This window comes from Escherichia sp. WS568 (assembly GCF_046486085.1).
Lineage (GTDB): Bacteria > Pseudomonadota > Gammaproteobacteria > Enterobacterales > Enterobacteriaceae > Escherichia > Escherichia coli.
This window is the reverse complement of sequence record NZ_JBJQMC010000019.1, coordinates 65,444-90,611: the sequence shown is the minus strand read 5'-3', so window position 1 is coordinate 90,611 and position 25,168 is coordinate 65,444. Positions and strand designations below refer to the sequence as shown.

Annotated in this window: 22 protein-coding genes; 6 read left to right on the top strand and 16 right to left on the bottom strand. The window is 45.6% G+C overall.

The window, feature by feature from the left end:
• Positions 1-170: 170 nt before the first annotated feature.
• From ACJHWR_RS19040 to ACJHWR_RS18995, 10 genes are all read right to left on the bottom strand, one after another.
• Complete coding sequence (locus ACJHWR_RS19040) at positions 171-1,421, bottom strand: site-specific DNA-methyltransferase (protein WP_000104323.1); 1,251 nt, start codon at positions 1,419-1,421, stop codon at positions 171-173.
• Between the two features lie 168 nt (positions 1,422-1,589).
• Positions 1,590-2,198: a hypothetical protein gene (locus ACJHWR_RS19035; protein ID WP_000833773.1), complete on the bottom strand. Its 609-nt coding sequence runs from the start codon at positions 2,196-2,198 to the stop codon at positions 1,590-1,592.
• 155 nt (positions 2,199-2,353) lie between these two features.
• Entirely contained in the window at positions 2,354-2,611 is a 258-nt protein-coding gene (locus tag ACJHWR_RS19030; protein WP_001290637.1) for a hypothetical protein, read from the bottom strand.
• A gap of 64 nt (positions 2,612-2,675) precedes the next feature.
• Positions 2,676-3,104, bottom strand: a complete 429-nt coding sequence (locus ACJHWR_RS19025) for a hypothetical protein (RefSeq protein ID WP_001133498.1) — start codon at positions 3,102-3,104, stop codon at positions 2,676-2,678.
• Between the two features lie 94 nt (positions 3,105-3,198).
• Complete coding sequence (locus tag ACJHWR_RS19020) at positions 3,199-3,576, bottom strand: hypothetical protein (protein WP_000853477.1); 378 nt, start codon at positions 3,574-3,576, stop codon at positions 3,199-3,201.
• 407 nt (positions 3,577-3,983) lie between these two features.
• Positions 3,984-4,931, bottom strand: a complete 948-nt coding sequence (locus ACJHWR_RS19015; protein WP_164846946.1) for a flavin reductase — start codon at positions 4,929-4,931, stop codon at positions 3,984-3,986.
• Positions 4,932-5,173: 242 nt separating this feature from the next.
• Entirely contained in the window at positions 5,174-5,470 is a 297-nt protein-coding gene (locus ACJHWR_RS19010; RefSeq protein WP_000581857.1) for a type II toxin-antitoxin system RelE/ParE family toxin, read from the bottom strand.
• Positions 5,471-5,519: 49 nt separating this feature from the next.
• On the bottom strand, positions 5,520-5,990 hold the full coding sequence (locus tag ACJHWR_RS19005; protein WP_000170638.1) for a hypothetical protein: 471 nt from the start codon (positions 5,988-5,990) through the stop codon (positions 5,520-5,522).
• 434 nt (positions 5,991-6,424) lie between these two features.
• A complete protein-coding gene (locus tag ACJHWR_RS19000) occupies positions 6,425-8,815 on the bottom strand; it encodes an Ig-like domain-containing protein (RefSeq protein WP_000694550.1) in 2,391 nt (796 codons plus the stop codon).
• A gap of 72 nt (positions 8,816-8,887) precedes the next feature.
• Positions 8,888-9,055, bottom strand: coding sequence for a hypothetical protein (locus ACJHWR_RS18995; RefSeq protein WP_000803860.1), 168 nt, complete (start codon positions 9,053-9,055; stop codon positions 8,888-8,890).
• 320 nt (positions 9,056-9,375) lie between these two features.
• Between ACJHWR_RS18995 and ACJHWR_RS18990 the strand changes: the two genes are divergently transcribed.
• The 5 genes from ACJHWR_RS18990 to ACJHWR_RS18970 all read left to right on the top strand — a co-directional run bounded on the left by ACJHWR_RS18990 (position 9,376) and on the right by ACJHWR_RS18970 (position 14,856).
• Positions 9,376-10,140: a hypothetical protein gene (locus ACJHWR_RS18990; RefSeq protein ID WP_000277497.1), complete on the top strand. Its 765-nt coding sequence runs from the start codon at positions 9,376-9,378 to the stop codon at positions 10,138-10,140.
• An 80-nt stretch (positions 10,141-10,220) separates the two neighbouring features.
• Entirely contained in the window at positions 10,221-10,982 is a 762-nt protein-coding gene (locus ACJHWR_RS18985) for a methyltransferase (RefSeq protein WP_001167416.1), read from the top strand.
• 93 nt (positions 10,983-11,075) lie between these two features.
• Positions 11,076-11,339, top strand: coding sequence for a hypothetical protein (locus ACJHWR_RS18980; protein ID WP_000149861.1), 264 nt, complete (start codon positions 11,076-11,078; stop codon positions 11,337-11,339).
• Positions 11,340-11,383: 44 nt separating this feature from the next.
• The gene (locus ACJHWR_RS18975) at positions 11,384-11,971 is read left to right on the top strand and encodes a hypothetical protein (RefSeq protein ID WP_000491822.1); all 588 of its coding nucleotides are present in this window, start codon (positions 11,384-11,386) and stop codon (positions 11,969-11,971) included.
• A 464-nt stretch (positions 11,972-12,435) separates the two neighbouring features.
• Entirely contained in the window at positions 12,436-14,856 is a 2,421-nt protein-coding gene (locus tag ACJHWR_RS18970) for an Ig-like domain-containing protein (RefSeq protein WP_000681217.1), read from the top strand.
• Positions 14,857-16,853: 1,997 nt separating this feature from the next.
• On the opposite strand, the gene repHI2 is transcribed toward ACJHWR_RS18970, so the two are convergent.
• Positions 16,854-17,942: an IncHI-type plasmid replication initiator protein RepHI2 gene (repHI2, locus tag ACJHWR_RS18965; protein ID WP_000159529.1), complete on the bottom strand. Its 1,089-nt coding sequence runs from the start codon at positions 17,940-17,942 to the stop codon at positions 16,854-16,856.
• Between the two features lie 1,107 nt (positions 17,943-19,049).
• Entirely contained in the window at positions 19,050-21,506 is a 2,457-nt protein-coding gene (locus ACJHWR_RS18960) for an Ig-like domain-containing protein (RefSeq protein WP_001572417.1), read from the bottom strand.
• 372 nt (positions 21,507-21,878) lie between these two features.
• Between ACJHWR_RS18960 and ACJHWR_RS18955 the strand changes: the two genes are divergently transcribed.
• Complete coding sequence (locus tag ACJHWR_RS18955) at positions 21,879-22,505, top strand: hypothetical protein (protein ID WP_000966519.1); 627 nt, start codon at positions 21,879-21,881, stop codon at positions 22,503-22,505.
• Between the two features lie 57 nt (positions 22,506-22,562).
• Here the strand turns inward: ACJHWR_RS18955 and ACJHWR_RS18950 are convergent, their stop codons facing one another.
• From ACJHWR_RS18950 to ACJHWR_RS18935, 4 genes are read right to left on the bottom strand one after another with little or no spacing between them, the layout of a single operon-like run.
• Positions 22,563-22,844 carry a hypothetical protein gene (locus ACJHWR_RS18950; RefSeq protein ID WP_000535422.1) on the bottom strand — a complete coding sequence of 94 codons (282 nt, stop codon included), beginning with the start codon at positions 22,842-22,844 and terminating at the stop codon, positions 22,563-22,565.
• Positions 22,825-23,274: a hypothetical protein gene (locus tag ACJHWR_RS18945; RefSeq protein WP_094875903.1), complete on the bottom strand. Its 450-nt coding sequence runs from the start codon at positions 23,272-23,274 to the stop codon at positions 22,825-22,827. The genes ACJHWR_RS18950 and ACJHWR_RS18945 overlap by 20 nt, the downstream gene beginning before the upstream one ends.
• 60 nt (positions 23,275-23,334) lie before the next feature.
• Complete coding sequence (locus ACJHWR_RS18940) at positions 23,335-23,511, bottom strand: hypothetical protein (RefSeq protein WP_000070863.1); 177 nt, start codon at positions 23,509-23,511, stop codon at positions 23,335-23,337.
• Positions 23,508-25,088, bottom strand: a complete 1,581-nt coding sequence (locus ACJHWR_RS18935; protein ID WP_225896254.1) for a DUF4942 domain-containing protein — start codon at positions 25,086-25,088, stop codon at positions 23,508-23,510. Before ACJHWR_RS18935 ends, ACJHWR_RS18940 begins: the two co-directional genes overlap by 4 nt.
• Positions 25,089-25,168 lie beyond the last annotated feature (80 nt).

Sequence of the window (25,168 nt, the reverse complement as noted above, 5' to 3'; positions counted from 1 at the left end):
AGTGAATAATGAATACACTCGTTAATACAGACAACCGGAAATGAATGACTACCTGATTATCTCAGCGGTATATGCTAAGCCGTTAATATTGCCATTCTCTGGTGGAACCACTGCTAAATGAATAAACCGTTTGTCGCTTCAAACCACTTTATCAAAACCGTTAACTTGCATTAAGTCCGATACAGTTCGGCGAGCTCATCCAGCATGGGGTTACTCTTATATCCCGGTGCGGCCGTAAAAAGGTTTCGGGAAATCGCCAGCCACTCCATGATTTTGTCCGTCGCCAGCCAACGTCTGCCAAGTCGCTCGGCTGCGATGGGGACTTTATGCAAGCCAGCGAAGGGATCTACAACAAGATCTCCCGGCTCTGTCAAAAACTCAATCAGAAACGCTGCAAGCCTGGTAGGAGACGTTGCACCGTGCAGCGGAAAACCGAGCTCGCGGGCAATGGAATGGCAAAATCTCGTATCAGCGCAGCTATTGCCGTAAAACAAAGTATTCTTGGGGATCGTTCCTTCTGTTTTATTTCCAAAGGAACCGCTTTTAAGCTGGTACGCCCCATCACCATAAAAGGTCGTGCGATTTTCACCGCCTGCTGCCTGCAATTTTAGATGCTGGTCTGAATGCGGTTGTAGTACACGTAAGTTGTTTGAACGAACCTTACTCGCATCATTGGTAAACCACAGCACAGGCTCATACGATGAGCAGAGCTGCACCCGTTGCTTACATGCCCAGTGCGTTGGCGATGGGGGCTTACTGCGATTCACCCACTGAAGCCTGTCCATGAGCTCAAGCCCCAGCTTGTCACATAATGCCAGTGTCAGACGCTCCAGATACAGAGAACGTGAAGGCCTACCCCTATTAAAGCTATCTTGAGTGATATTCAATGCCACACTTGCGCCCGGTACAAGCTGTTTCACGATCGGTTCGAGGATACGCAGAAGCCAGTCAATATAAGCCTGCTCGCCACGCCCCCCTCCGTGCCCGTAGTCTCTTGAATTTCGAAGGAGGTAAGGTGGCGAGGTCAGGCAAAGATGAATTTGCTCGGTGATATTGCTGAAGAAGGCATAGGCGTTTCCAAAAACCGATGCCCCAAGAGAAGTTGAGAAACCGACAACACAGAGCTTTTCCCATGACTCATGCAGGTTTGTTTTCGTCTTAGAGGCGTATCTCCAGACGCCCCGTTTTTCTGGAACGCGTTCGATGACCCCGGCCTGACGGAGAGTCTGCTGAAACCAGCGAACCTTATGTTTGACGCCGCTGGTTCTGGTTTTATCTGACCCAAATTCTTTCAGTTCGTGCAATTCGGCATCCGACATGCCAGTTTTACGCTGCACTTCGCGATAAAGCTCGTCGTTGGTCAACGGCGATTCGGAGGCAGCGTAGATATGCGCAATTAAGTCCGTATTAATCGTACTCATCAGCCATCCTAATGGGGATACAGTTATTATATCGGCCTGATGGTTGGAAGTGAGATTACTAAATCAGACCGATCTGGTTTGTTGAAGACTTTGCCAAATCATGCAGCACAGCTGGGCTTGCACAGAGCGAGCCGGGCTCCTTTAGCGGAGACACCTTCGCAAGTTGGATTAATCAGCCTCAAGATTCTGGAACTCAATGAGCTTTTGCTCACACTCCTCCCTGCCCCACGATCCCTGCCAGTCACAGATGTCCCGGTACTTACTTTCCAGCTTATCCATCTGTGCGAGATTAGCTGTTGCGAAGTCTGTCCATATGTCATGCCAGCAAGCGTTGTACGTAACGCCAGCTGGTGGACAATACTCCATTGCATCAGCATTAATAATTTCAACGCGAAGATCGGTTGCAAACGAGGCTGCAACGAGGTTAATAACATCCTGTTCTTTTTCGATTACCGTGACATGGGTTACATCGTCTTTCTGAAGAATGGCGTGGAGCACCATACCAAGACCAAGACCATTAATGAGCACCCGCCCGGTGGCTCGCTCTATAAAATCCTGGCAGGTTCGGATCTCCATCGGGGTATTGGACATCACCACATCCCAGCCGTTGGACAAGCGGCGATATCTACCGGGCGGGATAAACTCATCTGTATTACCAGTACACTCGGCACGAAGGGCGAGGGTCAGCGCCTTATCTGTGGTAATTTCGAAAGTGTCCAGTTTCCAAGTTCCGGACTTGCCGTCTTTAACGGGTAAATCAGAAAAGCAGCTCTTCATCGAGGCAACCAAAATTCCAGTAGTTTTGTTACGCTGAACCTACCACAAACCCGCTCTTAATGAAGGCATCAGGAGCGATAGCGATCTTTGAGGCATCGTTTAAAACAGCGGCATCCTGTAACAGACACCCGATATTTTTTTTAATGCCGCAGGTGTTAAAGGTAGCGTTGCAAAGTTGCAACATCTTCAGGGGCAACCTCCACGCAGCTCCTGACACTGTAGTGATTTTCGCCGTTGTAGTCATAAACCCCACCGTCTTCAAAACTCAGCTGTTCAACCTCGCCAGCACACTCGGAAATCAGTGCCGTCTGGCAAGCATTTTTCTCACAATCGCTGACGAGTATACGAACATAGCTTTTCTCATGGTCGCCGTTACGGTTCTGGATCTTTACGATAAAGTGTTTTTCAGACATTTGTGCCTCCAGCTCAGGTTGAGGTTAATTTAGCGTTGCCCCGGTTCACCGGGGCAAGAATAAATCAACCCTTAATGAAATTGTGCCCCCAGGTGTTAGGCTTAAATGCCTGCTCTTTGATATATGTTTTCATTACCTTGCAGGTTTTTTTCAGGGCTTTGGTATTGGCATCGGTTACTGGGATAAAATGGCGAGAATGACGGTTTTCCCGGTACTGCTTATCAGCGTTTGGGTCAATTGCTTCGCTTTGCAGGAGCCCTTCGTGCCTGCCAATTACTATTACGTAGTTCATTTCACCTGAAACACGATCCGTGAGTAATTGAAGGGAAATATCAGCTGCTCGCGTGGCCTGGCTTGCAGATATTTTTGCATGCAAGAAAGCCCCCTTTCTGAATTTGGCCGGAGTTAGCCCTGTAATATCCTCAACACTAAAATTAAGTGAGGAAAGAATTGAAAATAAGTCGCAGCTAATGACTTCAGTATTATTAGGCATTTTACCCGTCCCCGTCCATATTCATGATACGGTAATGATACCAGGTCGATATCATTACCTAATAACTTGGTGAAAGAAAATCTGTAATTTTTAGTTAACTAAAATTAATAGTCTCAATACTGCTCAAGAATTCTTTTTTTACGTCCGGTGTAAAAGGTATACGTTCAATGTATTTATAAAGTGTCGCAAATGTTTTGGGTTCAATGTTTCGGGAGATAATGTCATCAATCGGATCTTCGAACATATTGATAAAGATATCGACATGCTGCTCTCCGCTTTCTGATGCCTTTGAAAGAAGACTGACCACTTCAATGTAGCGATTATCCTGCTCTGCAATGAACAACCAGTGCCCTTCGTTAAAGGCGGGTGCAGCGCTGTAGCGTTTAACAACAATTTCTGAAAGATTATATCCTGCCTGATTCAGCAGATTATTAAAGTTGAGTTGAGTTGAAATCACGTCTAACGTTTTCATAAAACCTCCTTTTCATCTGTACTTATTATACTGTTACCCAACCCCCAGCTAATAACCTCCCAGCAAATTTTCAGAAAAAAAACACCGCCTTTTATTTAAGATTGAACACATCCTTTTTAAATACCAACAATGATTATGAAACCACAATGTAAGTGAAGCGCCATTATGGAAAAGTAACTTTTGTGCAGCTCATAAATTTTATTTATTAGTTACGTTCCTTTGTCTTGTGGTCGAAGTTCATCAGGCGAGGCCTAAGAAGAATATGTGTGGTTTCAGCCAATGCGGTGATCGGGCATTATAATTTGGTCGGGCTATTATACGTGGGTAAAGGTAGTGGTAGGGAGAGGATCAGGTTAAATTGCATTTTCCCGGTTGCCTTCCCTGGCCTACCGGTTTCAGGTCAGACGCTAAGACCAGCGGTAATACTTAAAGTAGTCCTCATTTACAGCCAAAAACTCCCTTAAACCGTTCATTAATCCCTTTTCAAACGCTGTAACGATAAACCGGTATCCGTCCAGTGTTTCAATGTAGTAGATCCCGCCCGGTGTTATTCCAACATGCAACACCTCGGCTGTCATCATAAACTGGCCTTCCGGAAAATCATGCGACAGGTATATAAAACCCGTCGTGGCCGGTGCGGGTGTGGCATTCACTAAGACACCGTTAAACTGCTGCCCGTGCCTCGCCGGTACAAGCTCACTTCCCCTGGTTGACTTATCGAGCAGCCCCTTAACATCTTTTTGCTCTTTAGATGAGGTATAGCCCCGCACATCACTCCCATCACCTGGGCGAGAGCCGGTGCCGACATGTGCAAGACGACGGTAAGCGCTGCGCATATTGATGTGGCAGGATGCCCCGGCTCTACCCTGAAGCCTTACGCCAAAATCTTCGCAAAGTAATAAAATCTGACGTAGCTGGTGTTCATACACGGACGCAGAAAGTGAAAGGTTGAAACTGGAAAAGGTCAGTTCTAAAACCTTTTCCCGTTTGTCATTGAAATGTGCTTCCAGCCTGATGATTGGCTTTTCCGACATTGCAAAAGCTTTGTCCGTTGCTCTGTACCGGCATTCATCTCCGAAACATTCTTCAACAACGCTGGCTATAACCGTGTCGTGATCGCCATCTTCCGGAGCTGGCACAAAGATTTCAAATTGTGCCGGTGTCTCCGGCTCCAGCAGAACGGGATATAAACGCGGAGAATTAAGCAATGCGCATTCAGAATTAATGAGCTTAACCCAGGCGCTTTTGTCGTCCGGATCCTTAAGCTGCTGTCCAAGGTTATCGCAAAAGTCTACTATCTGACGGGTATGCTCATCCGTGACTGCACAGATCAGGTTAAGACCATGCGTGGCCATACTCAATTCCCGGGTTCGGGACTGGGAATTGATCGACCAGGGGTTAAGTGAAAGCGAAATAGGGCTTATGGAAGGGACGACCGTCTCATTCTGCAAATCTGTAAGCTGGCAGTTCGCAGTAGGCTTCGGGGAAAGGGTACTAAATATGTAACTTGCCTATTGTTTAGTACTGGCCTGGATATAAAACATCGCGTCCATGCTTGTATCCCGGGATGAAATTGAAAATAGCTTCATTTTTAACCTTAATGGATGAGCGATTTATAGTCATGTGCTGACAAATGGACATTATGTGCGCCATCATTCCATTCAAAGAATAATCGATACTTAGAGTTTACTCGAATGGAGGAATAACGGTTTGACGTCATTCTTAAGCGTTCATAACGCAAGCTGTTGGATAATAACTCCCGCTCACTCTGGACATTATCCAGCGTTTCGAGTCGACACAGAATCGCGTTAATAATTTCAGAAGGAATACCTGCCGTTGTTTTTCCATTACGGAAGAACTTTTCAAGCCGTCTGTCTTTAAATGAATGGATCATAGTTCCTCCGTAATAATTGACCTTAAAATTAAATTAAAAGGGCTTTGAATTAATGAATCCCTAAAATGCGGGCGGCGACTGCCAGCTGCTTATCACTTAACTGACGCTGGTGGGTTAAAGAAGACTTAAGGCTTTCCAGAAAATTATTACTGCTGGATTGCTGGGTGATTGCATCAACCATTTTTTGATGAGATCTGCACCATGCATTGAACGCAGAGTTGTGGGCGTTTTCAGTCCTCAAACGCTCGTTTTGCAAGGATGCTGACACTTTGCGGGCAGCTTGAGCATTAATGCGGTACAGCGCATTCAGCGTGTAAGCAGTGCGGGTCGTTTCGAGGCTGTAACCCGTGGCTTTACAAGCCATACAGCGACTTCTATAAAAATGCTTACGCTCTCCCCGACCATTGCATTTATCGCAAAGAATACGAAAAGTATATTCCGCAGTACCTTTTACAGAATCAACACAGCGGATTTTTGCGCTGGAGATTTCAATTCCACTGCGATCATAATATTTGGTCATAATGTGATTCCTCCGGTTAGTTCTGGAGTAATCATGACAGAATGAATCTACTGGCTAATAACCTGAGAGTAAATATTTTAAAAAAACATTGAGAGAGGGTCTGCAAATTTATACACGAAGGATTCAAATATAATTTTGTTTAAAAAATTAAGAGCATTCTGAAGTAAAAGTGCATCAAAAAGCATTCATGGATAAATCATGTACTGGTGCCAGCCATTTAAACGCGGGCATTGTTCCGGAGTGATTAAACGGTTTAGCATCATAGATTAAAACCAAAAGGAAGGCGTCCTTCCCGTCTCGGGAATATTACTTTCCCGTTTGCAATTTAAGAGCCACTTAATGAGAAAGTAATAATTAAGTCATGCTCAACTCTACATATTACATTGAGGATGGCGTAACAGGGTACGGCATACTACCGCACCCTTCTGAAGAGCTTATGTTTGAGGGAATTCTATAGCAAATGTGGCCGTGCCAGATTGACCACTTACAGCGGGAGTAACGGGATACGTGCGCTCTTCACCATTACCAAGATCCAGTGACAGCGATTTAGTTTCACCAGGCTGGACCGTAACTCCGGCAACCGTAACGCCGAACTGGGCATTTTTCTGAACAGTCAGGGTTCCGTTTAACTGTCCGGTAATGATAGAACCGTCCTGACGCCGCAACACACTGGTTCGGATGATGGCCAGCGGCGTGTTGTCCGTTGCTTTCAGTGCTACGGCTGTGGCCAGCGTCTTGAGATTATCCAGCATAATCAGATTCGCAGGCTGGTAGGTAAAATTAAGCGTTTTAGTGGTCCGGTTACCTGATTCGTCAATAGCCAGTGCCTCCAGATGATACATCTGTCCCGATTCGTCAGTGTTGGGGAAGATTCTGGGGTATTCCGGAATAAAGACATCCTTGGATAACGGCGTGAATGCCAGGGTGACCTTTTCAGAGTTAGGTCCACCAGCGAGCTGAAGCGATGTCAGGGAAGCATCCCCAGAGGCATCAGTAACGCTTATGCGAAGGTTCTCAAGCCCTTTAACCAGTTTTCCTTCTGCGTCTGCGCCATTAAAACTGAACGCGATAACCGGAAGCGTTGAGTCAATTTTCAGCGGTGCATTAAGCGTTTTGGTTCCGGTGTTTCCAACAAGATCCGTGGCAGAGACGCTAACCACCGTATAATCCCCGTCCGGTAGACCAGCGTATGAGAAGGTGGCGTTTTTGGTTTTATAATCGCTTTCACTGACGGTCACAGGCTTCAGCGTGAAAGGTTCCCCCCGGGCATTTTTAAGGGTGGCTTCGAAAACTTTGGTATCCCAGTAGCTGATGTTCCAGGCGTTGACGCGATCATTATCGGTGGCCGTCATAGTGATTGTCTTGGAGGCCTTGTTTACCTGAGCGACATTAACCACCGGTGGGTTGTTATCCCAGATAACCGTAAAATTACCAGCAAGCGCATCGAATATGCTGTCACCATCTTTTCCCGAGTAAAGGTGCAGATACTCAAATCCTTTGTCACTGGTGTAGTTGAAGTTAACCGTCATCTCGCATGAACTTTGTCCGATAGGTATAGTGCAGAACCAGGCTGCATTTTTTACCGTTCTGAACTTTTGCACGTATGGTCGGGGTTCAGCGGTTACCTTTATGCGGCTAATGGTGGCGGTTTTAACGCTGATTGAGGCCTGAGTTAACCACTCACTGGTATCACTCCGGTACATCTCTTTAGCCACTATCTTCGGGGCTATTTCCATCGCCGGGGCTGGAGTGAAGTTGAGGGAGTTATGATGAATTCGTCTTACTCCTCCTGCCAGAGTCTGGAATTCATGATAAGTATCCCCCACATTGGGATATATGTATTTGAAAGTATAAATATTATAAGTGCTATCGGACGTCTGGAAATTCGAGTCCGCCCAGCCATATTTGGAACCGTTAACAGCAGTAAAGTCACTTTTTTTCCTTAATACCCGTACGGAAATAGGGTTCTGGAAGACGGTCATGCCAGACTGATAAGTGACCCATGATCCGGTAGTGGCGTCCTGCACCTGGATGATATCGTCAGGCTTAACCCGATCAATTACGCTTCGGCGGCTTAGTTCGATCCTGTTTCCCGCTTTGTCATAAAGGTAGATCCCCACTTTATATTCAGAGCGGTTTTCCGGTGCCAGGGCATTGCTGCTTGCGTCGGCGACTTGAACGGTTACGCTACCTTCCACTGTATTAATTTCCGCTGGCTTTTTACGCTCCACTCCAGCGGCATCGGTTATGAAATATTCAGCATTAGCAAGCCCGGAACCTTTATCACTCAGTCCATTAAAGACCAGTGCCTGGACGCTGGCGTACTGCATACCGGCTGGTACTGAAGTGAAGATCGCTTCGCTGCCAAAGTTCCACCCGTTTCTCGTATAACTTATGGTACCCGTTGCCGGAGGCGTTCGGTCAATTGCAAGCGGGTAATCCTGCCGGGAGACCTCCTTCCCTTGCAAGTCGGTAATCACCTCTCTGAGGGTGAAGCTATCTTCTCCCATCGCTGGTACGGTCAGAGTCTTGCCGTAATAATCAAAGCCTGTCGAAGATGTGGTACGGTCATCTACGGTAACCAGGCTGCTTTTCGTGCTCCAGATGAGGCTCCCGTCACTTTTCAGCAGACTGAGCGTAATATAACGGTCCAGACCGGAAATAACGGCAACGTCAAAGCTCGTTACCGGATTAATCCATACGGATGCAGGCGATACGGTCTTTTTAACGTTCAGGGTATCTTTAAAGCTGAATTCTGCGATTTCAGCGGAAGCTCCTGCGCTGAAACCTGCAAATGCAATAAGCAGGGCTAGTTTGATTTTCATGGGTTGTCTCCTGATCAGGTTCCCCATGATACTTTTTCAGTGTTCGAGATCTTTTCGGGAAAATAGCTAATTTTAATGTTTTTCTTTTCTGCCCGGCGGGACCTGTTTTGTTCCATTTTTATCAGTGAATGTAATGAGACCGATTCGTCCACTGTTAACAGTGTAAAAGCGAGGTTGAAAGCCAGCTTTGAGAAGGTTTTCAATAGCTGAAAAAAAATCTTTTTTGAGCATTGGTTTCAAGATGGTTTTCCTTTTATGCCCGGTGCCGCCGGGACGGTGGCATTAAATATACGCCATGTAAGTAAATTAATTTTTACCCATTTGATTGTCAATACAAACAAAAAATAAACCATGTTTATTATTTTACCAGCGATGCTATTTTAAAGTCCGTCTAAAATAAAAAACCAAAAAGTTAAATTTGAAGCCATCCTTCCTAAATTCATTTCTTGCGCATATTAGCCCCTGCTTTAAGTATATAATTTTTGAAAAAGTTGTCTGGAGGTTATTAGCTCGTGCATCTGGATTGTTAATATAAAGCCAACACAGAAAAGGAAAACAAAATGTATAAATTAGTATCTCCTCGTGAACTGACTGAGATTATTACCGGTTTACTGCTTAAACCTGAACTCCTTGGTGAGCTGGACTCACCAGAAAAGCATCGGATGTTTATGGCAGATTTAGGCCGGGTGGTGGCAGAACATTGTGGAGGTCTGGTAAACAGCGTCGTCTTGCCAGGAGCTGAAGTTACAGTGCCGGATGGGTTACCGCTTAACGGCCAGCCAGTACGTTATCTCGGAATCAAAGAGAGCATCCCTCACCTCCTTGTAGAGCCTGATGCTTCCTTACCTTCGCTCGCTAAAAACGTCTGGATGTATGCAGATCCTGAAGGCTGGAAAGAACATTTTGGAGCTGAGGAAGACTGCCTTACTCATGAAATGATGCAGCTGTTCCGTAAAGGTATCCAGGCTCTTCAGAAGGAGCATGATACCCCTGAAATTAGCCTCACACTTCAGGACTGGCGCCTGGAGGAGGAAACACTGAGAGAAGAGGACAGTCAGGCCTATCAGGTCAGCGTTACCGGCCAACATAACATCCACTGTGAAGTTGTTAACAAGGAAGGTAACCCCTGTTTTGGTGTCATGTTCGAAATCGATCAGGGTGTGCCTGCCTTACACATCAACACCGGCGGGGATATGTTGCTCCACATTCATTGCGCCCATAACGGACTCGTTCTGACCCCTGATGCAAGCGGTCAGCGATTTGAGAAGGCTCCCGTTGACCGCTTCGCTTATAACAGCCCATCCCTGCTGTTGTCTGCCGACTAACCAAGGCCAAATCTGAATTGTCCTGTTTAAGTAACCAACCCGCTGCCGCCAGGCGGGTAAATCCTCTTAATGGAGTTTTAATGCAAATCTCAACTGAAGTTCTGAACGTCTTATCTCGCTGCCGTGCTGAAGGGAACTTTCTTTTCCTGGCCGACCAGCTCGACCGCAGCATTTATGTTAAGACAAACAAAGTGCTGGAAGCTGCCGGTGGCAAATGGAACCGAAAAGAGCAGGCACATATTTTTACGGCGGATGCAGCTGAGCGTATCGAGCAAATCATTCTGACAGGTTCGGTCGACATCCCACGTGATTTGTTCAATTTCTTCCCTACCCCTGAGAATTTAGTCACAGATATGGTTCTACGCGCTGAACCAGCTGCCGGGGAACGTGTTCTGGAGCCTGAGTTTGGTGATGGCCGCATTCTGAAAGCCTTAAAACTGGCGGCTCCGGATGCATTGATTACCGGGATCGAATTGAACGATGAGCGATTCCTTGCAGTGAAGAACGATAGTGTCCTTAGCACAGGGGCCGAGCTGGTGCATACCGACTTTCTTGGGTACCAGCCCGATGAAACTTTTGATGTTATCGTTATGAATCCACCATTCCTTAAACGCTCTGACGTTAAACATGTCATGCATGCCATCGCAATGCTCGCTAAGCGAGGTCGCTTACAGGCCATTCTGTCAGCTGGGGTATTGTTCCGGGAAGACACACTGACAAAAGCGCTCAGGGAGCGAGTCAAACAACTTGGCGGACAAATTTCGCCTCTTCCGGATGATACATTTAGGGAGTCCGGAACAAAGGTCAAAACAGCCCGCCTTGAAATTGATCTTCGCCGCTAACTGACAAGCAACCGGAAAGAAATCTTAATACGAGTAGCCGGTTAAAGTTACCTGACCGGCTTAACTGACTAAATCAATAAAGAGTGAACAGAAATGACGCATACTGCCGTTTCTCAGGCTAATAGTGCTTTGCAGCTACCCACGCTGGAGCATGTCTACGCACTTCTGAAAGCAAATTGTAAACCTGACCGCTTTGACGGGCGTGACGGACCCGTGTGGGGCCAGGAATACTCGTGGAATCTGGCAAAAGATCGCTTACAGGATCTGGAGAAATACGGTAAGGCATATGTCTCCCGTCATGAAGACCGTATGGGGGAAGGATTTAGTTTTGGTCCTGACCTGTTAATTATTCGCTAACGCTCTTAAGGCCTGATGATATGGTAAGCACAACTGGAAAAAATATGTTTTCAAAGCCTATGACCACTTTCACACCAGAACGTATTGAACAAATTTTGGAATTTTCCGAGGGTAGTAACCCAAGCGAAGCAATGAGTCTTAGAGCTGACGAAGTTGCTGTACTGGCACGTATTGGAAAGGCAGTTATGTCGATTGCGCCTGTTTATCAGTGCGAGTTTTGCCACCATGACGCAACCGGGCAACTTCAGTGGCACTGGGAAGATGTGAACAAAGCTTTTTATGATAAATACGATCCAGACAGACGCGGAAGACGTCGAATCCTCTATACCGCCCCGCCGATGCCTTTAGTTTCGGCTGACCTGCTTAACATGGCTTCATCTGCTATTGAAGACTTGCTCACTAACAAAGACAGAAGTGGTGCGGGAATGTGGAATGACATTCCAGAACAGCTACGACGCGCAGCAGAACTGGTAATGGATAATAGCCGGGCCGCTGAAATAGAAGCGATGCTGATGCGTCTTTATGTAGAATGTGACACCGGTGAGCGCAGAGGCAACGGCAGTCAATCTGGCGTAGCAATGCCTTCGTGGCAAACCGTTGAAGAGGCACGTGTGTTGCTGGGGGTGAAATGATGCAGTTCTCGCCAGGGCAGTTTGTAATTCACAACAAGAAGCGCCTTGCGGAACGAAGGTAGACGTACTGACTGAGGTTCACTCCCCTCTCGACTGGTGGCGTAATACCGCCAGGTTTTGATTCATATATGCCGTCCGTTAACGCATTTATATCTGTCATACCTAATTTATCCTGATTCTTTTTTACACAAAGTAAAAGCATCACTTAATGCGATATGTGGATGCCGATAGTTTCAGGCTAATGTTATAAGTTTTGCAATCGTTGCCAGTTTGGATACCACAGCAATGTCAGATGTAATTCCAAAAAGAAAGATTTACGTCCTGAACGCACAATAAGGTTTGTCGAAAGGCAAATTATAGATTTGTAATTTCGAGCACCATATGGAGAAGTTTTTTATACTTTTACGAACATAGTGACCTTTAGGAAAAGCTTAAAATAACACCAAACCTAAAGGGGAATAAGAATGAAACATCTCGCTTTTATTACTGCTGTAGCCGGACTCGGTATGTCTGTTCAGGCCCCAGCTCAGATATATGAATCGGCCTTTAAGGACACGAACGGTATTGAGATCCACGCCCCGTCTTCTCGTCTTATGCTTAATCCGGCATCACCGGTAACTTTGACACTTATTTCAGGTCTTGATCGTTTCGTTAATGTCAAAGTCACGAAAGACACTGGAACTGTCATTCTTAATACTACGACTACACGGACGGGTGTATCAGACCGACTAACAGCTGCTGACGGTAGTGAGTTCTACGGCAAAAAAGTAACTTTGCCTGCTTTGGGTGAAGGCAAATTTGTCGTTCAGATAAACGTGTTAGATCTCAATCAGAAGCCTGTAGCGACCTATAACTATAACTGGCTAATTGATGTCACCCCTCCAGCGGCAAATGCTCTTACCGCTAATACTGGTTCTGGCTCTACCGCTGGTGACGTGTGGAAGCTTGGATTAGAGGCAACGGGGCAGTATGACTTCACCTCTTCGGGCGTAAGTGATGCAAATGGTATTGATAAGGGCCTAATATATATTTACAGGCAGGACGGTAGCCTCTACAGCACTACACAGATGCAGTATGACGTATCCGGCCAAAAGATGTACCACACTTACTCTAAGAATTCAGTTAAGGGAACCGGAATACCAGACAGCAACCTGGATGAAGACTTTACTGCAAAAGTTGTTATCTTCGATAACGCAGGTAATAGCCGAACGCTGCCAACTCAAAAATTTCGCTACGACAACACGCTGGGTGAGATGACACTGTGGGCCGTTCATGATCCAAATACGTCTTCCAGCGTCGTACCCGGGGTTTCTAATTATCCGGCTTACAAAGCCGGTATGGTCGTTAACGAAAACCCTATTCGATTAGTCTACCGGATCCCAAAATCTAACTACCGTGCTTATTCAGAAGGTGGGCTTCAGTTCATCAATCAATATTCCGCCCCCAAAGAGATAGCTGTAGACAGCACTTATGCTTATGTTGAAATGACTCTTCCCTATGGCTCAATTAATGGGGATATGGCTCGTATGGCGAACTTTGGCCAGTGGGGAGGGTATTATCCGTCATACAGCCTCGTTCTAAACCCATCTGCAAACCAAACGCCTGCATTTGCGGGTACCTGGGTAGATTTCCTCGATGATAAGGGGAACTGGGTTAAGTGGAAGGATTTTGAGAGTGTGGCTTCATCACGACTGCCAATTAAAATTTCCCGACTTCGTTTTAACGTTGAAGCCCGGCCCTTTGCACAGGAGATCGGCGGTAAGGCGACCTGCACCATTCCGGCAGGAAAAACCTCGTGTGAAGCGCCTGAGACGTTTGATATGGCCTTGGGTACCCAGGGCTACAATAGAATCCTTTACTTCGTTCGCAGCATCAGCAATCCCATTTTGCGGTCTGAGCAATGGATTATGACACGCTGGAACAATAAACAACTGCCGGTAATAAACTCGATATCATATGACGAGACTAACAAGCAGCTGGATGTACTGGCGTCACTTGAAGGCGATGGTAACTGGTTCGACTCGGTCTCATTGAGGGAATTTTATCTTTCCGATAAGAACACCGGTACCCGGATGTCACCAACAGGCGTAATCAAATCTCGTATCTCAGGTAACTACACGATTGCTTATGATTTATCCCGTCAGTCTGAAGGAAAATACAACGTTGAGGTCAACATCAGGGACTTCTTCCAGAACCAGACCAATAAAACTTTCGGAGAAATTGCTCTGGATAACACTCCTCCGACAGTGGCCATAACATTCGACGGAAAGCCGGTAAAAGACGATACGGTAGTGTACGGCCTGGAGAACCTCAGGATCGCTCTGGCAGATAATCTGACAACCCCGAGGATAACCCGTCTTCAGCTCGTAGGTGGCCCCACAGCTGATAACGTTGAGCTTACGTGGTCACCGGCAGGCAAAGATACATACATGCCTGAGTATCCGAGGCTGTTCCCAAATTTCGAACCATCTGAAAATTATTCAATTAGCGTAACAGTTGCCGATAGTCAGTCGAATACCAAAACCTATACTCAGAAGTTCAGTTATCTACCGAATAACCTTGTGCAGTTACATAATCTACGCACATTGTCGGTCAGTTCACCTCTCAAAACGACAGATGGCGTACCACTTGCGTACCTGTCCACTAACGTTCTGCGTAAGACAAATGGAGAAATTGCTAAAGGGGTCCAGAACGCAACGCTGACTGTGCGGAAGGATGCAGCCTTCGGTATTAAATTTAATGGGGCACAGGCGGCTCCAGGCGAGTCAGTTGAGGTGCAAATAGATATGGGCCAGGGGGATAATCTTCTGTTACCCGTTTATCCTTCCGAAAATGGGAAAGTTGGCACCTCAGAATTCATGATTCAGATCGACGAGTTGAAGTAACTACCCGGAGCCGACAGTAAAACTGACGGCTTCAATTTTACTGCCCTCCTCGACTCCGATCAGCCAGTACGTCTTCAGAGATTCGCAAGGAAGAACCGAAAGAAAAGTTACTTTAATCGTACGTTTCCAGCGATGCTTTCAAAAGACAATGCATACTCGTTGATTACGACAATGGGAGTGAGTGTCGAACCCCTTGAGTAAGGATACCTGGTAAATATACAGCCCCGGGGATTCTCTTCCTTCAACCGGGGATGACAACGGGAGTGAGTCCGGCAACTCACACCTGTTGTCACTTCTCTGACATATCGTCATACGAGCTTACTCAAGCGCATCCACAAAGATGGGATCGTTTTGAATCTAAACTGGTACTGGTTAGCCAGTCACTTGCATCTACTCCCCCGTCGATATTTAAGTGACAATTGTAGTGATCTGCAATACTGGTGTCTCAGAAACACTGACGACGGTAGAGACTCAATACCCTAACCCCTGACAACAGAAGTGAGCTTAGAGGTGTTACGCTGCTGTCACCTAATGCTTGGGAATTGCCTGACTCACAACCATTGTCATCCGGAGCTACTGATTAACGTTGAACCGCTGGACTTTAATGACAGTGGTAGTGATGGATAGGCTCATTTCCATTGTCGTCATTTTATCGGACAAGCCTCTTCGTCCTACAGGTTTAAGCTGACAATGGTAGTGATTGGATGATCTCACTACTGTTGTCACTCAGTTCTTTGAGCGGACCCTTCCCTCGGTTGGTCGGCATTAACAACGGTAGTGACTCGATTGGCTCACTGCCATTGTCATCGTGTAAATGACGTACCTTATCAGCTCAGCTGAAAGCAATGACAACGGTAGTGACTCTAATTGCTCACTGCCATTGTCGTCGTGTCTATTGAGAGCCTTATCAGTGCACCTGAAAAGCAATGACAACGGTAGTGATTCTAATGGCTCACTACCGTTGTCACCGTGTGTATTGAGAGGATGGTCCACTTAACTGGACGTATATGACAATGGTAGTGACTTTAATAGCTCACTACCATTGTCGGTGTGTGAATTGAGAGGATGAGCAGCTCAGCTGTACGTCCATGACAATGGTAATGACTTAATGAGCTCACTACCGTTGTCACCCTGTTAATTAAGAGGCTCATCTGCTCTTCTGGAAGGCTATGACAACGGAAGTGACTTGCTGGGCTCACTGCCATTGTCGCCGTATGAATTGAGAGGATCATCCGCTCTTCTGGATGGCAATGACAACGGTAATGACTTAATAGGCTCACTACCATTGTCACCCTGTGAATTGAGAGGATGATCTGCTTAACCAGACGGCCATGACAACGGTAGTGACTTTCTGGGCTCAATACCGTTGTCACCCTGTGAGTTAAGAGGTTGACCCGCTCTACTGGACGGCCATGACAACGGTAGTCACTTTCTGGGCTCACTACCGTTGTCGCCATATAGAATGAGAGGAGCATCAGCTCAACTGAACGGCAATGACTACAGTAATGAGCTGGATGAAGCATAACCATTGACATCTGGCCCAACCGGAAGCCGTATTCGCCAATCCAATCGAGATTCACAATGGCCGTGACTCGCCGCATTAAGTTCCGGTGTCCTCCCAAAGCTGAACGCACACTCGGAGGACAATGACAATGCCAGTAAGGTACACATCATTACCATTGTCACTATAGCTACCAGAGAAGCCGGGATTTGAATGTCGATGGTAGTGAGTGGGTCAACTCACTGCCATTGTCACCCCGTTACGATATTTTCCGTTGGATGTACTGGCCAATGAAGTAAAGCGTAGAAACCGGGTGTTAACAGGTGACTCAGGAGAAAGCGTTGAATTTCGCAATCTCGATCTACATAGGGTGGTAGAGAACAATGACAACGGTAATGACTTTTGACTCATTACCGTTGACGTGAAAGAGCGGGCTGGGACTAACGAAAATCGAAGAAGTAATTTAGCACCCGGAGCCTAAACCGCCGGGTTAACTTTAGCTGGCGTTGCTGTTCTTTTTCTGGCTTCGAAGACTACGAATATAGCGCAGTTCTTCAGCGGTTAAATCATGGACGGTAAGAACATCATCGCCGTCAATCGGGTCAGCTGGTGGGCATAACTCACCTTCTAAAACAGAAGACCCTGAGTTCTCTTCTTCATCTTCAACCACTTCTAAAGGAGGCTGAGTATTGTTCAAATTCAGATCGGGATCCCGCTTATGAATCTGGAAGTATACTTTTCCGTCTTTCTTAATTTCGGTGTACTTGAGGTATCCTATCGATGCCAACTCTTCAAGAGCCTTTCTCACGGTAGCATTCTGACTATTTGCTCGTGTTTTGAGGTTCAGACGATTTTTCAGCCGAGTAAGGGATATCGGTATAGGATTTGGCGGTAATGACTCTATGAACGTATAGAGAGCCTGGGCGCTTTCCTTCTTGGCCAACTCCTTAATTGCCTTCAGCTGCATCAAAACCTTATGATCGTATTGATAGAGCTCGAAAATCTTAGGATCAACCTGAAGGACAACCTGATCTGATTCCGGGTCTAACAGGGCAGACTGTACCAGATGCGTTGTATAGACTTTGGACGAGTTATTACTGGTGAACGACAAGGTAACGGATGCTAACCTGCGTAAGGAGGCGTCTATACGTTTTCTGGACGCTGTAGATGAGCGATAATTTTCAGGCGTACATAGCTTGAGGAATTCAGTGAATTTTAAGCTTATCGTGTCATTGTTAATCGGATGATTGGCATAGGTTCGAATGATGCCCATCCACGTCTTAAAATCTACTGACATATTAAGACGCTCACCGACAATTGAAATATTGGTGAACCCCTCGCTCTCCATTAAAGAGAGCGTCTGTAACTCTTTCGTTGCGTCAAAGCCAACCGTTTTATATTCCCGATTTTGACGCCCCACACTCTTTGGTGATGGGACGAACAGCCCGAGCCGCATCAAAGCAATAGACTGCACCGTACGGTTGCTGTTAGGACGCAAAATGATGTCTTTACCTGATTCTTTCTCTCTAACAGAGAAAGCCCTGGTGACCAGGTCCTGCTGCTCAGTATCTTTCTCTTTAGTCATAATAAGTTATCACTGAATGTGTAAACAGATTGGTGAATAGTAAGCCCCAGCGAACTCTATGTCACTGGATGGATCATTGTGATGATCCATATCTGTGCATAAGTTCTACCTAAAAAAACGACTCCACTCATTAAAACTTGGCAAAAACTCTTTGCATACAATGACCTGCAACTCTTATCAACAACGGATCAGATCAAGTTAAAAAGATCTAATGAAAAGTCACTACTATTGTCGCTCTGATCACTACTGATGTCAAAAAACTCATTACCAACGTTATAATAATCACTACTAATGTCAAAATAATCACTACTGTTGTCACTGATCACGTCTCAGGCCTTGTGCCGTCTGGCCTGGAGGCAGCGGGGATCTCTTTTGATCTATCAGGAACACTAAGGTACTAATTATTGGAACTACCTTGTGGAAAATGGGGATAAATAAATGCTTAGTTCTTATACAGGTCTCAACTTGCCTCCCTGATAAAAACTGTCGTCAAAGCTAAATCACAGCCACAGGCATTTTCGGTGGATAAATTTTTGAGAAATAGAAGCATACATGCAGACTCGTGTCGCAAGTAATTGAAAGTAATGATTTATTTAAATAATGCGAGTCACCTTACCTCACAGTGGAAGTTTAAGTCTAACCTCACTACCATTGTCACTTAAAATCATTACCAACGTCGAAATAGTCTCTACCATTGTCTTTTAAGTCACTCCCGTTGTCACTTATGTCGCTACTGTTGTCAGTGACAATGCTCCAGCCCAGTAACCATGCGGCCTACAGCGTACCGGGATCTTCTTTGTACTCTCTGGCACCTTTGGGATCATTTATTGGATCTACATGAGGGATAAAATCTTTTGACGATTTCGTAGTGCAGTTATACCAGCGACTTAGCAAGACAAAAGCTGCAATTTAGTGACGAGTTACTAGTCTGCCCAACAAGAGCAATGCAGAGAAGATATGTGGTGAAATGACCATGGTAGTGAGTCTAATCACTACCATGGTCCGCAGTAAGCGTTACTTACGCAATGAACGTCGGACTGATTTGCAACAACATGGGCTACGGCGCATCAGAAGGCGGCCGTTGTGCTTCAGCAAAACAGCCCTGCTTTATTTTAATTCTTCAATGTTAATCATGAACTCAGATCTGCCAGTAAGGCCGGATACAGCAGGGAAAATAGGAAAGCTACGGCTGTCCCCGAGCCCCAAATCCAGTTGAAGCTCTTTGCTTTCACCTGGCATCGCAGAAACGCCATTTACAGTCACGCCGAATGCAGCGTCCTTACGGACAGTAAGCACTGCGTCCTGAAGCCCTGTAGCGATTGAACCATCCTTTTTACGCAGCTGGCTGGCATACAGAACAGCCAGAGCAGTATTGTCAGATGTTTTGAGAGAAGCATTGACAGCTAAGGTTTTCAGATTCTCTAGCCTGACGAGATTGTTTGGAAGGTAGTTAAATTCGACTGAGCTTTCTTTAACGTTGTTCATCTCATCTTTGGCCTGAACTGTGAGAGTGTATGTTTCGCCTTCATTAAGAGACGGAAAGATCTTGGGATAATTAGGTGCATACAGGTTGTTTCCCAGATTCACCCAAGACAATTCCACCGCATCAGAAACAGGGCCACCGCGAAGAGTCATACGGCTTAAGGATGGTTTAGTTAGAGCATCGGTGAGCTGTATACGGACGTTCTCCAGCCCATATACTGTTACGTTTTTGCTGATCGGTTTTCCTTCGTAGCTAATACTTACAGATGGTGCTGTATTATCAACGACAACTGTTTGATAAGGGAGGTTACCGGTATTGTTGAATGTATCTTGGGCATTAATCACCACGTTATAACTGCCTTCTGGTACCTCTTTCATGTTGAACTCATACGTGTAGTTCCCAGACGCCATATTTCTACCTGTTTGTTTGCCGGTTACGCTTATTTCTGCGTTGTTACGGTTTTTATCTGACAACCAAACTCGATTTACATAAACATGGTCGAAATATGAACCATCTCCAGGTTGATTCACGTAAACCTGGAGAATGTTGGTGGTTTCATTGTAATCAAATCCAGTGACGGAGGGACCCAGTGTATGCCAGGCTATATTCTCCCATATAGGGGCAAAGAAGGTTGCTTCGGTGGTTGACCTTACTTCATAGCCACTATGAAGATAACCGGTAGTGCCATTTATAATATCCTGGGGCAAAGAGACGGTACAGGTTGTTGAGCCAGCTGGAATACTGCATGTTGCTCCGCCAGTGATTTTTTGATCATATGGCCTGGCCTGTACATTGAATCGGATATTAGTAAGTTTTATAGGCATATCAGATGCCTTGAACAGGTTCCAGTTTACGCTGTTGAACCATGTTCCATCAGCCTTTTGTCGTTCTATGGGTGAACTTCCCCAAGCCGGACTCTTTACAGAGGCAGGATCCCAGTTGAGCCAGCTGGCATACTGACCAAGATCTCCTCCAGACCATTGATATGTATTCACAGGTCTATAGTAGTTTCCATCTAAGGCACCCTGTGGCAGCTTAACTTCCACGTAGACATAGGTGGCATCTTCGGAAAGGACCTGTACTCCGCCATAGTTATTGGTAATGCTCATGCCACCATTTCGATATGGCTTCCAGTTAGTTCTTGGGATACGTATAACCAACTTGTAGGGGTTTTCCAGCACTGTAAGGCCTCGTTTAAACGGGACGTATCCCGAAGAAATGCCGGGTACAACACTGGTGCTTACACGTGAGTCATGAACTGCAAATGGCGTAAATTCTCCCATTTGATCGTCATATAAAAACCGCTGGGGAGGAATGTTAAGCGTATTTCCTGCCAGGTCCGTAACGATGAAATTGAAGGTGAATTCTTCATCAAGATCACTTGAGGGCATGCCAGCCTGGGTGTTCATATCTTTAATCCACGGATAGAACGCACGTTTATTGGCTGTGTCATAACTCAGGTTATTGTCGGAGACCACAGAACCATTACTTCGTTTAATGACAAGACGGATCTTGTCAATTCCACTAGCATCCTCAATACCGTCTGCAAATATAGAAAACTGGCCACTACCGCCTCGGCCCAACTCCCAAAGTGGCCCAGAAAGTACCATGTCGTAACCTGCGTTTTGACTCGGATAAATACTCTTATAGCGTGGAGGAGTTGTATCAACGATGAAATGATAAGTAGATGTGCTCACTACAGTCTGGCGAATATCCAGAGTTTCATTGACTACAGTAAAGGTCCCTTCTCCGAGCGCCGGTAGAACCATATCCTTTCCATAGTATTCTGTTCCATCGGCAGCAACGATACGATCTGCAACGCTCGTTTTGGTCGAGACGGAGGAATACATAACCTTTTTATCGCTGTCTCGTGTGACCGTCACTCGCTCGTACCGATCAAGACCCGATATCAAGTTCAGAGTCAAAACACCAGCGGGATTAAGATATGTTTGTGTTGCAGGTTTGATATTCCGAACAGCCTTATTGGTATCTGTAAATGAGTAGCTAAATACCTGAGCATGTGCCGAAGATACAGTAGCAAGGGCAGTTGCAACCATGCAGCCAATTAGAGTTTTACGCATATGATGCTCCGGGAATAGGTTATAGCCTTATTCTACGGATTCAGCCTACAAGGTCCGGTCGGATAAAGTGATAATTTGCCTGTTAAAAGAGACATCAAGTGAGAAAGCAACCAACGTACAGAATGCAAAATGGCGGCAGTGCATCTGGATGACGCAAAAGTAACTTTTTGTATCCACTTTTTTGGATTTTAGCCTTCAAAATGAGTATTCAACCAATCATAAAAGTAACTTTTGATAGACGCTGCTCCTTTATGTTTGCCAATTGTGCTGATATGTTTGTAAATTCAAGGAAGCGAGATTTTAAAAGCATCTGTTGAGTCAAATTTATGTAAAATAACAGGGAAACCATCACTTCTAGGTTGAGGAAACCCAATGTTATACATGCTCTTATGCTGTTTTCTGATGCTCAACAGTACATTCGTTATGTTCAGAGCAATGTCTGCAATAAGTAAAGGATCCGCTAAAGAAAACCGGTCTGAAATATCGCTGATAGTCCTAGCAACACTTGGAATCGCATCACCATTCATTGTCGCAATGATTACTATTAATGAAAGTATGACATCTAAAACAGTAACAGATTTTTCTTTGGGTGCTCAGTGGTACGGAATGGTTTCAGCGGTAGCGCTAATGGGGTTATATGCTCGACGCGTTTGGAAAGAGAAGAAGTCCTTATTTACTGGCGCTTTCCTGGCCTCTTCCTTAATGGCCTTTATTTTTACTGACAGCCTTGTTTTCGTATCCCAGAAGGACACCGGCGTTCTGGCTACTTTCGTACTCGATAAAAACGCTGGAGATATTGATTGTAGTCGCCCGGCTATGATTGTCCATTACAGTAAAGGTGTTCCAACGGACTGGCGTTGCCCAACCAGTATCATGTTGATGGCGTATTCTTCATATCCTTTTTTACCCTGGCCTGAGTATAGCCATGGTACCAGCCAGTCTCTTACGGTTGTTATTGATACATTTATGGAAAACGCTGTTAATCTCAGCCAAAAATAAAAAATAAACCTCACTAGTGAGAGGTTTTATAAACCTGAGCCACCAATCTAATTAACTCTATATTTTTGTTTTAGCTTTTTTAAAGATAGACTTACCGAATAAAACAGCAATTATAGAGCAAAGGCCTGGCGTTAGGACAAAAGCTAATAATGCACTGCCAAAACTTGTCATTTCAGGCACCAGGAACCAGCTGATAGGCCACGTCAGGGCTGGTAAATTTAGCGGATCATAAAGCGCATGTAGAGCGCTTAACACACAGTAAAGTGCTAAAAAGCAAACTAGATAAACAACGATCCACATTTTAATTTGCTCAGCAATTTCAAATTTTGGACTGCCCATGCTTTACCTCAGTGGCTGAATATTGATGGTTAATATCTTTAATCACCCGTAAGCACTTAGTGCATACCTTAGTTCGATTTGTCTGCTTGTCCAGAGTGTATTTAACTTCAAGTTGACCTCCAGCATTAAGCAAAGTGAGCATCTCATCTTCTAACACGCTTCGGTAAATGGTCTTGGCCGAGAGTGTGCCCGGTAACGAGTACTCAACATAATTGTTTGAAACTCTTACCGATTTAGGGATTTTACCACTGAGCTGGGTTTCATTCGTTGAAGGCATTACAGTTACTTTAATCACAGTTGCCGGTGACCAGAAATCCTGATAACGCACTTTATGAATTTTATCAGCTCTAAGGCCTAACCACACATTTCCGGCGATAAGAACAATAAGCAATCCATAAACTGATCGTCGAATGTTACGCCTTTTAATCACAATGTCCCCCATCCCTCAAATATCATTCTAAATAACTGCACCAGGATATCATGAGCGTAATTAATAGAATTCTTCATAACCGGGGTTTTCAGTTGAGTTTGCGGACTCTTTACTTTGCGGTTTCTCACCCTCTAGTTGAGTATCCCTGACAGGCTTGGATTTACCCATGCTCCTCTGAAAGGTATCCATAACAAACTCAATATCTTCTTCTGGCAGGCTGGTGGGTTGGTTGCTCATAGGACTTCCTCTTGTTGAATACGTTCGGCGTACAGGATGCGAACCGAAACGGTCGTGTTTTCAAACTCGTTCTCAAAAACGTCCATCCATTCCGTCCGGAATTCTTCCCCCAAAAGGTTATCGAGCCCCTGAAGAGATAATGGAAGAACGGCTGCTAGAGATCCCCCGGCTGCGAGATGAGATGCAGCTGCCTGGAGATGCAGCCTGGCCCGGTTATCGGCAAAAGGTGGGTTCATCACGACATAATCAAACTTCTTCTGTTGATTAGACTTAGACCATGTGAGGAAGTCAGCTTCTGTCGTATCGTATCCCTTAGCCCGGGAGATAAGGCAATTCAAAGTATCAAGCTCGATGCCAGTAACGATCACACCGGCAGGGAATGATTTAAGCAAATCCGCATGGCCAATATTAGGCTCCAGGAGGGTATCCCCTTCCCCTGCACCAAGCAGGGAAGATACATATTCGCTGATTCGGCAAGATGAAGGGTAAAACTGATGCGATACAATATCAGGCATCTCCCCTATCTGGCCGATGTAACGAATAACCTCACACGGATCATAGGAAAATGTCACATCGTATTTTGTTACTGTTGCCCCTAAGAACCGAAGGGTGTCAGCGGCAACACTCGAAGATTTGCGTTCGGCGAGAGACCCTAAAGATGTCCAGCAACTCCATTTATTGTCCCCGTCATTTTTAAACATCAGTTCAGAAAGCTGCATCCGGGTATCAAAGTCGATGCACTGCTTAAGTACAGGGAATGCCTCCAAAGATTTCTTGCTATGAGCCATACGGTCGGCAGGTAATGCCAGCGGTACGATAGCTGATAAAATATTGTTAAGCCGCTCGGCGATATCAGGGTGGACGTCAATATGCATTGATCCATTTTTGTAAACCCTGAAACGAATACTGTTGCCATCGATGCAGATCCATTTTCTGAACCCCTCATGTTCGACCAACGCCTCAACCAATGATTTGGTGTTATGGATCGCCTTCACCTGTTCGCCACGGAAGAATGCGCATATAACGCGGAGCTCGCTCAGCGGTGAAATGCCAGACTCTTTAAAATCCACCCTTAATTTCTGCCAGGGGTATTTAGACGGCTCGCAAACTCCGGTAGTGATCATGCGGGTGGAGAACCCAAAAGCTTTGTTTGTCTTGTGACTGCGGCTCAGAGACTGGAAGACGTCGTAAACCCTTTCTTTAATAAATTGATTGCGGTCATTAAGCAAAGCAACGACTGTGCCCACTACAGCGTCAGCTGTGAAATCAGGGATCACCTGAGGCGGCATAATATAACGGTCGGCCGTAAACTGCTTATCCCATTCGTTACGTTTGGCATCCGACATGATAGGCAAAACATCAGTGAGTGCCATAACGCATTTCCAGTATTCTGATCTCAGAGCGTTTTCTGCGAACAAAGCATCCGCTTCTGAGATGCTGTGGTTGTAGCCTGAGAGATAAGAATAAAGTTTCTGGTGATTGTGGGTTTTGAACTGGACAGCCATGAGTTTCAACAAGCAGAGTTCATCATTATAGGACTCAACAAGATCCGCGATAATGCCGAGCTCTTTTCGCATATCTGGAAGAAATGTTTCAGGAGAGCTAACCACCAGGCTATGAGAGGTTGTTAAAGCCAGTACGCTGTGACTAGACTGGC